This window comes from Paraburkholderia haematera (genome assembly GCF_905220975.1).
Taxonomy (GTDB): domain Bacteria; phylum Pseudomonadota; class Gammaproteobacteria; order Burkholderiales; family Burkholderiaceae; genus Paraburkholderia; species Paraburkholderia haematera.
The window spans coordinates 1-12016 of the sequence record NZ_CAJNBK010000034.1; the positions used below are offsets into that span (position 1 = coordinate 1).

Here is a 12016-nt window from a genome sequence, read left to right on the forward strand (position 1 = left end):
ATGCCGATCCGGGACTGGAAAGCAGCCCTGAACCGCTTCACCATCCAGTTCGAAGAACGGCTCGTGCCGGGTTAAACACAAACCCGTTTACACAAAATTCGGGACACCCTCCGTCAGTTCCGGCCGAGCAGCGGTCCGCCATCTTGGCCCTACCCAGCATCATCCATTCGGCCAAACGACACATTTAGCCTACGTAGTTGAAAGCACCACACCCACTCTGATTTATAATTACCAAGCCATCGGGAAACACTCGACGGCCAGGTTTGACAGCCTGCGCTTGAAACCGCACACCCGCCCAGGCGGGTCGTGCGTCTACGCCTGCACGTCTATATTCCAATGGGCGGGCTGTAGTGGGGGAGCCGCAAGGCTCGCCGGTTTGTTTCAAGCCCGGTCTGTCAACTCCATTACGTGCCCGCTCACCCACTGCACAAGCGCGAGTGTCGGGCGATCCAAGCAGCACCTGGGAGGTCGCACCATGAGCAGCAAACCAACAAAACCCACAAAACAAACTCAACCCGCTTCACGCCCACCTGTCGACGCGCTCCAGTACGAGAAACTTGCATTGCAGGCCTTCGACCTCTGCAACCGGCAGATGGATCAACTGGAAACGCTTGTCACTTTTGCGGCCACAATATGTAGGAATCCTGCCATAACGATCGAGGAACGTCGGAACCATCGAACGTTGCTTGAATTGCTGGTGCACACCGCGGAGCAATATCAGCAGCAATTGGCTGGCGACCGCGAACTGTTCAAGGTGATCGCGCTTGACGCGAAGGGCGTGGCGCAAAGCCGCATCACAGCGAGCCGTGCGGCGCGCCTGCTCGAAGAATCCGCTCAGATAGCAAACGGAACACCGGCCCCCGCGAAGCCCATCGAACGCGACGAAGCGACTGACACATTCGCAACCGATGTGAACGCAGACGCGCAACAGTCAACCGCCGTCAAGCACTAAACCCCTAAACGCGGTCAACATCGCCACGTCAACAAGATGCGTCGCAGTAGACAAACCGCTCCCCGGAAACCTTGGACATCTGTCCACGCTAACGGGGGCGCGGTTAATCGCTCACGCAACATTCTCCAACTACAACGTCACCACCACCACAAACACACCACCGCCGCAACCTACCCCTTAAACTCCACCGAAACAAAAACCTTCTTGCACGGCTCAAGCACTTCCCACGTCCCCTTAAACCCCGCCGGAATCAAAAACCGATCCCCGGCGCGCACCGTCTTCGCCGTCCCGTCCGCATCGCGAATCACGGACACGCCCTCAAGAATCTCGCAATACTCATTCTCGGTGAAGTTCACCGTCCATTGACCGCAAGCCCCCTCCCAAACCCCAGCCGAAAGCTGTCCACACGGGCTAGCAAAATGCGTGTGAACGGATTGCGAAGGATCGCCCGCAAGCACCGCTTCCGCCTTCGGCATGTACTCAATGCTTTCCTTGGCAGGCTGCGCAAAATCTACGATGTTCAAAATGCTCATAGTGGTTCGAATGCAAACAGAGTTAAAAATCGAAGCTTCAAAAAGGGCGTAGCGCACACACCCACTGCATGCGCCACGCTCAAAAGGAATCAACCAACATCACCAAAGATCACCAAAGTTCACCCAGGCACAACACCACAACTCACTCTCAGCTCCCCGACTTCAACTGCGCCCACAGCCGGTTCTCAAGCCGCATGATCGGCGCAGGCTGCGGCCGCATCAGCGTCATCTTGTTCAGCACCGCCTCGGGCGGATACACATTCCCATCCTGCTCAATCTCCGGCGTCACAAACTGCCGTGCAGCCCGGTTCGCAGTCGGATAGAACACTTCGTTAGTAATCGCCGCGCTCACCTTCGGATCTTCGATGTAGTTCATCCACTTCATCGCCGCTTCCGGATGCGGGGCGTCTTTCGGAATCACCATCACGTCCATCCAGAGCAGACCCGCGTCCTTGATGTTCGAGAACCGCACCTCATACGAGCGCTTCGCTTCCGACGAGCGTCGCCGCGCAATCCCCACATCGCCCGAATAACCGAGCGCCACACAGATATCGTTGTTCGCCAGATCGTTGATGTAGCCGGACGAATTGAACTGCGTGATATACGGTCGCACTTTCTTCAGTACTTCATACGCGGCCTGGTAGTCGCCGGGATTGGTGCTGTTCGGGTCCTTATGCATGTACTGAAGCACGGCCGGGAAAACATCCGCGGCCGCGTCGAGGAAAGACACGCCGCAGCTTTTTAGCTTGGAAAGATTCGCCGGGTCGAACAACAGCGACCAGTTGTCAACCGGCGCATCGGCGCCGAGTGCTTTTTTCACGGCCTGAACGTTATAGCCGATACCATCCGTGCCCCACGCCCAAGGCACGCCATACTGATTGCCGGGGTCCGCATCGGCAATCAGCTTCATCAAACCCGGATCGAGATTCGCGAGATTCGGCATCTTCGATTTGTCGATCTTCTGATACACGCCGGCTTCGATCTGACGCGCCATATAACTCGATGTCGGCACAACGATGTCATAACCGGAGCTGCCTGCGAGCAGTTTGGCCTGCAGTGTGTCGTCACTATCGTAGCTGTCGTATTTCACCGTGATGCCCGATTGCTTTTCAAAGCCGGAAATCGTGTCTTTGGCGATGTAGTCCGACCAGTTGTAGACGTTGATCGTCGTGTCCGCTGCGCGTGCAGCGTTCATCGGGGATAAAGCGGTCAACGAGCACAGCATGGTACCCGTGAACGAGAGAAGCTTGGCATGACGGATTTTCATACTTCTATCTCCTTGGTTTCAATCTTCAGTTTTCGCTGTAGCGCAGGCGCGGATGCACGAGCGTGACGACCCACACGTCCCTCTATCGCGCATGAATGCGGACGAGAACGGGACGCGACGCCGCCTGCCGCAGCGCAAGCGCACAGCAGAGCTAATAGGGATGTGGATAGGCGAGCGCTATAAACCGGCCAACGCTAGCAAGACAACTTGCAAAACGCGGACAGGCAAACGCATTGCAGACGTGAGACCGCTAAATAAAGCGGCCCAATCGCACGCAACACGGGCTCACGAAAAGAGAAGGGGGCTAAGGCAGAAGCGACGCGATTTCGTCAGTTCGCACCCCAATGGCTGCGGGGGCTGCAATGACGTTGTGCCGGCGGACGGAGCGCCGCGACAACACGGTATCAATGGACAGGGGGCGGGATGGCGAAGCGCAGTTGCTCCCCTGATGAGCGATCGAACAGCCGGACAGGAAAGTTCTTTCCCGACCTGGCTGGTATCTCACCAATGGACCACGGACTTTCACGATGGAACCCGAAGCGACGTTGAGTAGAAGTCCTCGCTGATGCGGATCGACTGCACCGCGAGAACCACCAAACTGCCGCCCTAGGATATATGAGCCATTATTTTCGTCAAAGGATTTTCTGACACTGTGCCGTCATAGTCGCGCACAGTGGAGTGCGTTCATGCGGGCGCATGCTTCGACAAACATGGCTCGCATCGAACTACGCAACGACAAATACAGACACCGTTGGCGTATTACTGACCACCCATCGGCTCGGGCTGAACCGCGGGCGCGGCGGGTGTGGTCGTGCCGGTTTGCGACGACCCGTTAGCCGACGAACCATAGCCAGTGTTGTCATGCTGTGCGGCTACGCGCGCTTCGGCTGCCTGGATGTCCCCGGGGTAGCTGGAGTCATTTGTAGCGGCTGGGTTGTAGCCGGCCTGTTCAATCTGGATCAGTTGTGCCTTGACCTCCGCGCGGGTCAGTGGTTGCTCCGACTGTGCGAACGAAGCCACCGGCGCTGCGATGACAATGACCAGGGCGACTGCTTTGATCAGCGAATTCATGATGCTTCCCTCCGAGAATGGTTCTATCCGACACCGCCACATGGGTTCGGCGACCTATGGAGAGATTCTAGGAAGCGGGTGATCTAGGGCAAACCCCTAAACGGGTAATTCAGTCTTGCCTCAAACGATAAGTCGGCGTTATGTAATGTTCTTCGTAAGATAGGGAAAATTGCTTCAGACTCCAGAACGTACGCCCACGCGATACGTCGTCACCTGCCGGTATGTATTGCCGGGCCGCACGATCACCCGCGCCTGCTCAGCCATGTTGACTTCGTTTGGAAAGCCGCCCGCTTCGAGACACAGCCCGGCGTGCGGTTGGTACGCGATGCCACCGCGTCCCGTGTCGCCATTCAGAAAATTGCCCGTATAGAACTGCAAGCCGCGTTGATCGGTCGAGACGGTCAGTTCGCGTCCGCTGCCGGGATCGTAGGCGCATGCCACCGGGCGTACCGGCGGCGCGCGTCCGGCGATCGTGGCATCAGGCGCGTCGCGCAACATATAGCAGTGATCGAAGCCACCGGCCCTCGCAAGCTGCGCATGCGGCCAATCGAGCCGTGCGCCGATCGGCGCGCTCTGCCGGAAGTCGAATGCATTGCCCGCTACGTCGGCAAGCTCGCAAGGAATCATCGACGCGTCGACTTCGAAGAACCGGTCGGCATCGATCGACAACACATGGCCGCGAATGTCCGACCCCTGCCGGCCTGTCAGATTGAAGTAGGGATGGCTCGTCAGATTCAGGGGCGTCGCAGCGTCCGTCATGGCTTCATAAGCGATCGTCAAGGTGCCGTCGTCGTCGAGCGTGTAACGCACTTGCACCGTGACATTGCCCGGAAAGCCAGCGTCGCCTTCGGGCGATTCCAGACGCATGAGCAGCGCGCCGTTATCTTCGCTCACGTCCCACAGTGTGCGATGAAACCCCTGCGTGCCGCCATGCAGCAGATTCGCGCCTTCATTGCGATCGAGCGTGTACTCGATACCGTCGAGCGTGAAGCGTGCATTGGCAATGCGGTTCGCCCACCGGCCGATCAGTCCGCCCATGTAGGTGGTGGCCGCAACGTATTCAGCGGGCGTGTCGTGGCCGAGCAGGATGTCGCCGAGCCGGCCCGCGCGGTCCGGCGCGTGCCACGAGACCAGCGTCGCACCCAGATCGCTGATGGCGACCTTCATGCCGTGTGCGTTGCGCAGCGTGAAGAGCCGCACGGGATCGCCGCCGGGCAGCGTGCCCCATGGCTCAGAAGAAAGAGGTGCAATGCTGATCATGTCGTCGATGGAGATAAAAGATGAAAGGCATGCTCAGCCTGGCGTGGCGGTCGAATTCGCACGGTCCTGGTATTCGCGTGGCGTACAGCCGAGTTCACGGCGAAACACCGCGTACATGTATTGCAGCGACGTGAAGCCGCAACGAATCGCCACTTCGGCGCTCGACGCATCGCGCTTCGCCAGCAGCGCCTTCGCGACGTCGAGCTTGTGGCGCAGAATTTCCTGATGCACGGTGCACTGCCGTTCGCGCCGGAAGTACTCTTCGAGCGACGATCTCGAGACGCCCACGTAATCGGCAACCTGTTCAGTGCGTATGCCCTGGCAGGCGTACTGCCGGATGAAATGCCGCGCGCGCATTACATATGGACTCGCGAGCGGCTGGTGCTTCGTCGATTCGAGTACGTTGATGCCAACCGGCGGCACGAGAATGCGCCGCCCCGGAAAGCGCGCGCCGTGCAGCATTTGATGCAGCAGGTGAGCCGCGGTGCGGCCCATTTCTTCGGTGCCTTGAATCACGGAGGAAAGCGGAATGCGCGTCAACGTGCGCGTGAGCGGATCGTTGTCGATGCCGATGATCGCCACTTCTTCCGGCACAGGAATGCCCGCGATCAAACAGGCCTGCAGCAGATGCCGCGCGCGGGCGTCAGTGACGGCGATGATGCCAACCGGCTTCGGCAGTTGACTTAGCCATGCGGTGAGTTGTTCGATGGCCTGATTCCACGACGGCGCACTGGTGGACAGGCCGCGATAAATCTCAGTGCCGATTTGCTCGGCGCTGTGACCATCCGCGCTGCGCAGATGAGCGAACGCCAATTCACGCTGCTGCGCCCAGCGATTCTCCTGCGCTTGCGGGAGGCTATACAGCGCGAAGTGTTCGAGGCCCGCGCCAATCAGATGCGTGTAGGCGAGTGAAACGAGCTTGGCGTTATCGGTGGCGATATAGGGTAAATCCGGGGGATAGTGCGCGGGATCTTCAAACGACGAACCGACCGCCACCACCGGCAACGGACAATCACGCAGCGCTTCGCCCACAGCGGGATCGTCGAAATCCGCGATGATGCCGTCGCCGTCGAAACGCTCGATACCCGTCAACCGGCAACGGAAATCTTCTTCGAGGAAAAGATCCCATGCCACGCGCGTGGACAGCAGGTAATTGCCGATACCGGTGATGATCTCGCGGTCGTAGACCTTGTTCGCGTTGAACAGCAGCGCGATCCGGTGGGTCGTCTGGGGTGTTTGCGGACGGGTCATGGCGGGTGGGTGGCGTGCGGATCGGCGGGACCCGCAGTGCCTTCGTCTCCAGTTGGGTGCGCACCGAAGGCGGCACCGTTTTTAAGCGTCTGGTTATTCTAGGCCGCGAAGATCGCGCCGGTGTGAAACAAACGCTTGAGCAATCAGAAACATTACGCACGCTGCGCAATTTCGCAATTGCCGATGCATCTTGCAAGCGGCAGCATGGCGTCACCTTGTCAACCGGCGCGGCGATGTCGCACGGGTTGCAGTGCAGCATAAAAAGGAGACGTTGATGTCCTATTTCGAACACATTCCCGCCGTCCGCTACGAGGGCCCGCAATCGGATAACCCGCTTGCGTATCGCCATTACGACAAGAGCAAAAAGGTACTCGGCAAGACACTCGAAGAGCATCTGCGTATCGCCGTGTGCTACTGGCATACGTTCGTGTGGCCGGGCGTCGATATCTTTGGGCAAGGAACGTTTCGGCGCCCATGGCAGCAAGCCGGCGACGCGATGGAGCGGGCACAGCAAAAGGCTGATTCGGCATTCGAGTTTTTCTCGAAGCTTGGCACCCCGTATTACACGTTTCACGATACCGACGTCGCGCCGGAAGGCGACAGCCTGAAAGCCTATAGCGAGAACTTCACGCGCATTTCAGACTATCTCGCCCGCAAGCAGCAGGATACGGGCATCAAGCTGCTGTGGGGCACGGCGAATCTGTTCTCGCATCCGCGTTACGCGGCCGGCGCGGCGACCAGTCCCGATCCGGAAATTTTCGCGTTCGCTGCAACGCAGGTCCGTCACGCGCTCGACGCCACGCAACGGCTCGGCGGTGAAAACTATGTGTTGTGGGGCGGCCGCGAGGGCTATGACACATTGCTCAATACCGACCTCGCGCGCGAACGCGATCAGCTTGCCCGTTTCCTGCACATGGTGGTCGAGCACAAGCACAAGATCGGCTTCAACGGTGCATTGCTGATCGAGCCGAAGCCGCAGGAGCCCACCAAGCATCAATACGACTACGACGTGGCGACCGTTCACGGTTTCCTGCTGCAATACGGGTTGGAGAAAGAGATTCGCGTGAACATCGAGGCCAATCACGCGACGCTTGCCGGCCACTCGTTTCATCACGAAATCGCCACCGCCTATGCGCTCGGTATTTTTGGCAGCGTCGACGCGAATCGCGGCGATCAGCAGAACGGCTGGGATACGGACCAGTTTCCGAACAGCGTCGAAGAACTGACGCTGGCCTTCTACGAGATCCTCAAGCACGGCGGCTTCACGACCGGCGGGATGAACTTCGACGCCAAGGTACGGCGGCAGAGTGTCGATGCGGAAGATCTGTTCTTCGGCCACATTGGCGCAATCGATAATCTGGCGCTCGCCGTCGAACGTGCAGCGACGCTGATCGAAAACGACCGGCTCGAACAGTTCAAGCGTCAGCGCTACGCGGGCTGGGAATCGGAGTTCGGCCACAAGATTCTCAAGGGCGATTATTCGCTCTCGACGCTGGCCACGGATGCACTGACACGCGGCCTGAATCCGCAGCACGCAAGCGGCCGGCAGGAGCAACTGGAAAACGTGGTCAATCAGGCGATATACAGCAGGCGCTAATAGGCAGTTACGAAGTCACGCCCGAAACAGGGCACCCAGTAAGACATAAAAATCGCGCGGCCACGTTGACCGCGCGAATGGAGAAGCTTTGGGTTGTCGCTTGTCCGGCTCTGTGGCTCGCAGCGCAGACCGTCCAATCCGGTATTCCGGCTATCAGAACAAGGAGTGAGACATGAAATTCGCAACGCGTCGTACCGTACTGAGTTCGCTCGTGTGTGGAGCGATGCTCGCCAGCCTGTCACTTGTTGCGCCGCTCGCGCATGCAAGCAAGGATCATCCGGAAATTGGTTTCTGTATCGACGATCTGCGTGTTGAACGCTGGTCGCGCGATCGTGACTATTTCGTTGCGGCAGCAGAAAAGCTTGGCGCCAAAGTGTCGGTGCAATCCGCCGATGCGAGCGAAGAGCGACAGATTTCGCAAATCGAAAACCTGATCTCGCGCGGCGTGGATGTGATCGTGATCGTGCCGTTCAATTCGAAGACGCTCGGCAACGTAGTCGCCGAAGCGAAGAAGGCGGGCATCAAGGTCGTCTCGTATGACCGCCTGATTCTCGACGCCGACGTGGATGCCTACATCTCGTTCGACAACGAGAAGGTCGGCGAACTGCAAGCGCAAGGTGTCTACAACGCGCAACCGAAGGGCAACTACTTCCTGCTCGGCGGCGCGCCAACCGACAACAACGCGAAGATGCTGCGTGAAGGCCAGTTAAAAGTGTTGAAGCCTGCAATGGACAAGGGCGATATCAAGATCGTCGGTCAGCAGTGGGTGCCGGAGTGGAGCGCGTCGACAGCGCTGCGTATTGTTGAAGATGCGCTCACGGCGAACAACAACAAGATCGACGCGATTGTCGCCTCGAACGACGGCACGGCGGGCGGCGCGATCCAGGCGCTTGCCGCGCAGCACATGGCGGGCAAAGTTCCGGTGTCGGGTCAGGATGCCGATCTGGCGGCAGTGAAGCGTGTGATCGCCGGCACGCAAACCATGACCGTGTACAAGCCGCTGAAACTGATCGCGGGTGAAGCGGCGAAACTCTCCGTCGCGCTGGCGAAGGGCGAGAAGCCCGCCTTCAATGCACAGTACGACAACGGCAAGAAGAAGGTCGACACGGTGCTCCTGCAACCCACGCTGCTCACCAAGAGCAATGTCGACGTAGTCATCAAAGACGGCTTCTACACCCAGGCCCAGCTCGCGAGCCAATGAGCGTAACGTGTGTGCGGTTCGAGCCGGTGTGCCGGGCAGGCGTCAGGCACATCGGCGCCACCGCGCGCCTTGCAGCGAGGCATAGCGAATGACGCAACCCTTACTGACGATGCGCGGCATCGTCAAAGCGTTTTCCGGCGTGAAGGCGCTCGACGGCATCGACCTGACGGTGGCGCCGGGCGAGTGCGTGGGCTTGTGCGGAGAAAACGGCGCCGGCAAATCGACGTTGATGAAAGTGCTGTCCGGCGTCTATCCCCACGGCACCTGGGATGGCGAAATAATCTGGGAAGGCGAACCGCTGAAGGCGGCGAGCATCAAGGATACGGAACGCGCGGGCATCATTATCATCCACCAGGAGTTGATGCTGGTGCCGGAGCTTTCGGTGGCCGAGAATATCTTTCTCGGCAACGAGATCACGCTGCCCGGCGGCAGAATGAATTACGCCGCTATGTACCAGCGTGCTGATGAACTGCTGCGCGAGCTTGGCATCAGCGGAATCAACTCCGCGCAACCGGTAATGAACTACGGCGGCGGCCACCAGCAACTGATCGAGATCGCGAAGGCGCTGAACAAGCGCGCGAAACTATTGATCCTGGATGAACCTTCGTCGTCGTTGACGGCGACCGAAATTCACATTCTGCTGGATATCGTGCGCGATCTGAAGCGGCGCGGCGTCGCCTGCGTGTATATCTCGCACAAGCTCGACGAGGTCGCGGCCGTGTGTGACACGATCAGCGTGATTCGCGACGGCCGCCATGTCGCGACCGAGCCCATGCGCGCGCTAACCACGGATCGCATTATCTCGTTGATGGTGGGCCGCGAGATCAAGAACCTGTTTCCGCGGGAGCCGCATCCGATCGGCGACGTGATCTTCGAAGCGCGCCACGTGACCTGTTTCGATGTCACCAATCCGCGCCGCAAGCGAGTGAACGATGTGTCGTTTGCGTTACGACGCGGTGAGATTCTCGGCGTTGCCGGTTTGGTCGGCGCGGGGCGTACGGAGCTGATGCAAGCGATCTTCGGCGCATATCCCGGTGTGAGCGGAGCAACCGTGTTGATGGACGGCAAGCCGATGAAAATCCGCGCGCCTGTCGATGCGATTCGCGCAGGCATCGGCATGGTGCCGGAAGATCGCAAACGCCACGGCATCGTGCCGGGTCTAAGTGTCGGTCACAACATCACGCTTGCGGTGTTGCAACGCTTCGCGAAGGGCGGGCGGATCGATTCCGCCGCGGAACTCGATACGATTCACACGGAGATGAAGCGGCTTTCAGTGCGCGCCGCCCATCCGATGTTGTCGATCGCGAGCTTGTCGGGCGGCAATCAGCAGAAGGCCGTGCTGACGCGCATGTTGCTGACCGACCCTAAAGTGCTGATCCTCGACGAACCGACGCGAGGTGTCGACGTCGGCGCGAAATTCGAAATCTACAAACTGATTTTTCAGCTCGCACAGCGCGGCATGTCGATCGTGATGGTGTCGTCCGAATTGCCCGAGGTGCTTGGCATCAGCGATCGCGTGCTGGTGATCGGCGAAGGCGAATTGCGCGGCGATTTCGTCAACGACGGCCTCACGCAAGAGGACATTCTCAGCGCCGCGATCCGTCCTGTGCAGCGATCCCCGAACTCAACCGCGTCAACCGCGCCAACCACACCAACCGCAGCGAGTGCCGCATGACTCCCGACGTCACTTCCCAATCCGCAGAAAGCGTCGTATCGCGAGGCGCATTCGGTGGCCCGCAGCGCATTCAGCAACTGTTCGCGCGCTACAAGATTCTCGCGTTGCTGATTGCAGTGGCTGTGATCTGGATTTTCTTTTCCTTCCTGACGCACGGCGCGTTTGTGACGCCGCGCAATCTGTCGAATCTGCTGCGGCAGATGTCGATTACCGGCATGCTCGCGTGCGGCATGGTGTTCGTGATCATTGCGGGTGAGATCGATCTGTCGGTCGGGTCGTTGCTGGGTCTGCTCGGCGGTGTCGCGGCGATTCTGGATGTGAACCGCCACTGGCCGATCGGTGTCACCGTGCCGGTGGTGATGCTGCTCGGTGTGCTCGTCGGCATGTTCAACGGATGGTGGTCGACGTACCGGCGTGTGCCTTCGTTCATTGTGGGCCTGGGCGGCATGCTGGCGTATCGCGGCATTCTGCTCGGCGTCACAGGTGGTTCGACGATTGCGCCGGTTTCGGACAGTTTCGTGTTTGTCGGCCAGGGGTATCTGCCGCGTCTTGCAGGCGATACGCTCGCCGTTGTGCTGTTTGTGGTGCTGGCCTTTCTCACGGTGCGGCAACGCAGCAACCGCGAGCGTTATAAGTTGCGCGTCGTGCCGATCTGGCAGGACGTAGTGAAGGTGGTCGGTGCGGGCGTGATTCTGGCCGCGTTTGTCGCCACGCTCGATCGTTATGGCGGGATTCCCGTGCCGGTTCTGCTATTGCTCGCGTTGTTGGGTATTTTCACGTGGATCGCGACGCAGACCGTGTTCGGGCGGCGCATCTATGCGGTGGGTTCCAACCTGGAAGCGACGCGGCTCTCCGGCGTGAATACGAATCGCGTGAAGCTGGCCATCTTCGCGCTGATGGGGCTGATGTGCGCGTTCGCCGGCATTGTCAATACGGCGCGGCTCGCGGCCGGCTCGCCGTCGGCGGGATCGATGGGTGAACTCGACGCGATCGCCGCGTGCTTTATCGGCGGGACGTCGATGCGTGGCGGTTCGGGCACGGTCTACGGCGCGTTGATCGGCGCATTGGTGATGGCGAGCCTGGATAACGGCATGTCGATGCTCGACGTGGACGCGTACTGGCAGATGATCGTGAAAGGCAGCATTCTTGTGCTGGCTGTGTGGATCGACGTGGTGTCGGGGTCGAACCGGCGGTGATGAAGGGGAGGTG

11 protein-coding genes are annotated in these 12016 nt (G+C 59.5%); 6 read left to right on the forward strand and 5 right to left on the reverse strand.

The genetic code is table 11. The features are described from left to right. Window positions 1-475: 475 nt before the first annotated feature. Window positions 476-952 (forward strand): hypothetical protein, encoded by a 477-nt coding sequence (locus KHO23_RS31745; RefSeq protein ID WP_236067074.1) that lies wholly within the window; start codon window positions 476-478, stop codon window positions 950-952. A 170-nt stretch (window positions 953-1122) separates the two neighbouring features. Here the strand turns inward: KHO23_RS31745 and KHO23_RS31750 are convergent, their stop codons facing one another. The 5 genes from KHO23_RS31750 to KHO23_RS31770 all read right to left on the reverse strand — a co-directional run bounded on the left by KHO23_RS31750 (window position 1123) and on the right by KHO23_RS31770 (window position 6334). Continuing rightward, window positions 1123-1485: a cupin domain-containing protein gene (locus KHO23_RS31750; protein WP_211616599.1), complete on the reverse strand. Its 363-nt coding sequence runs from the start codon at window positions 1483-1485 to the stop codon at window positions 1123-1125. 148 nt (window positions 1486-1633) lie between these two features. After that, window positions 1634-2710: a polyamine ABC transporter substrate-binding protein gene (locus KHO23_RS31755; protein ID WP_236067075.1), complete on the reverse strand. Its 1077-nt coding sequence runs from the start codon at window positions 2708-2710 to the stop codon at window positions 1634-1636. Window positions 2711-3511: 801 nt separating this feature from the next. After that, on the reverse strand, window positions 3512-3823 hold the full coding sequence (locus tag KHO23_RS31760; RefSeq protein ID WP_211616603.1) for a DUF4148 domain-containing protein: 312 nt from the start codon (window positions 3821-3823) through the stop codon (window positions 3512-3514). Window positions 3824-3997: 174 nt separating this feature from the next. Then, a complete protein-coding gene (locus tag KHO23_RS31765) occupies window positions 3998-5083 on the reverse strand; it encodes an aldose epimerase family protein (RefSeq protein WP_211616605.1) in 1086 nt (361 codons plus the stop codon). Between the two features lie 33 nt (window positions 5084-5116). Beyond that, window positions 5117-6334, reverse strand: coding sequence for a XylR family transcriptional regulator (locus tag KHO23_RS31770; protein ID WP_211616608.1), 1218 nt, complete (start codon window positions 6332-6334; stop codon window positions 5117-5119). A gap of 14 nt (window positions 6335-6348) precedes the next feature. Here KHO23_RS31770 and KHO23_RS31775 point away from each other — a divergent pair, with 14 nt between their 5' ends. The 5 genes from KHO23_RS31775 to KHO23_RS31795 all read left to right on the forward strand — a co-directional run bounded on the left by KHO23_RS31775 (window position 6349) and on the right by KHO23_RS31795 (window position 12003). After that, window positions 6349-6609, forward strand: a complete 261-nt coding sequence (locus KHO23_RS31775; protein ID WP_211616610.1) for a hypothetical protein — start codon at window positions 6349-6351, stop codon at window positions 6607-6609. Further along, window positions 6609-7931, forward strand: coding sequence for a xylose isomerase (xylA, locus tag KHO23_RS31780; protein ID WP_211616612.1), 1323 nt, complete (start codon window positions 6609-6611; stop codon window positions 7929-7931). The genes KHO23_RS31775 and xylA overlap by 1 nt, the downstream gene beginning before the upstream one ends. 172 nt (window positions 7932-8103) lie before the next feature. After that, window positions 8104-9132, forward strand: a complete 1029-nt coding sequence (xylF, locus tag KHO23_RS31785; protein ID WP_211616614.1) for a D-xylose ABC transporter substrate-binding protein — start codon at window positions 8104-8106, stop codon at window positions 9130-9132. 88 nt (window positions 9133-9220) lie between these two features. Beyond that, window positions 9221-10807, forward strand: a complete 1587-nt coding sequence (gene xylG, locus KHO23_RS31790) for a D-xylose ABC transporter ATP-binding protein (RefSeq protein WP_211616615.1) — start codon at window positions 9221-9223, stop codon at window positions 10805-10807. Beyond that, entirely contained in the window at window positions 10804-12003 is a 1200-nt protein-coding gene (locus KHO23_RS31795; protein ID WP_211616617.1) for a sugar ABC transporter permease, read from the forward strand. Before xylG ends, KHO23_RS31795 begins: the two co-directional genes overlap by 4 nt. Window positions 12004-12016: the final 13 nt, after the last annotated feature.

What these genes read in the sequence shown, in the direction of transcription:
- KHO23_RS31745 (WP_236067074.1), top strand. Translation starts at nt 476, where the DNA reads ATGAGCAGCAAACCAACAAAACCCACAAAACAAACTCAACCCGCTTCA.
- xylF (WP_211616614.1), top strand. Translation starts at nt 8,104, where the DNA reads ATGAAATTCGCAACGCGTCGTACCGTACTGAGTTCGCTCGTGTGTGGA.
- KHO23_RS31770 (WP_211616608.1), bottom strand. Translation starts at nt 6,334, where the DNA reads ATGACCCGTCCGCAAACACCCCAGACGACCCACCGGATCGCGCTGCTG.
- KHO23_RS31750 (WP_211616599.1), bottom strand. Translation starts at nt 1,485, where the DNA reads ATGAGCATTTTGAACATCGTAGATTTTGCGCAGCCTGCCAAGGAAAGC.
- xylA (WP_211616612.1), top strand. Translation starts at nt 6,609, where the DNA reads ATGTCCTATTTCGAACACATTCCCGCCGTCCGCTACGAGGGCCCGCAA.
- KHO23_RS31795 (WP_211616617.1), top strand. Translation starts at nt 10,804, where the DNA reads ATGACTCCCGACGTCACTTCCCAATCCGCAGAAAGCGTCGTATCGCGA.
- KHO23_RS31760 (WP_211616603.1), bottom strand. Translation starts at nt 3,823, where the DNA reads ATGAATTCGCTGATCAAAGCAGTCGCCCTGGTCATTGTCATCGCAGCG.
- KHO23_RS31755 (WP_236067075.1), bottom strand. Translation starts at nt 2,710, where the DNA reads ATGCTGTGCTCGTTGACCGCTTTATCCCCGATGAACGCTGCACGCGCA.
- KHO23_RS31765 (WP_211616605.1), bottom strand. Translation starts at nt 5,083, where the DNA reads ATGATCAGCATTGCACCTCTTTCTTCTGAGCCATGGGGCACGCTGCCC.
- xylG (WP_211616615.1), top strand. Translation starts at nt 9,221, where the DNA reads ATGACGCAACCCTTACTGACGATGCGCGGCATCGTCAAAGCGTTTTCC.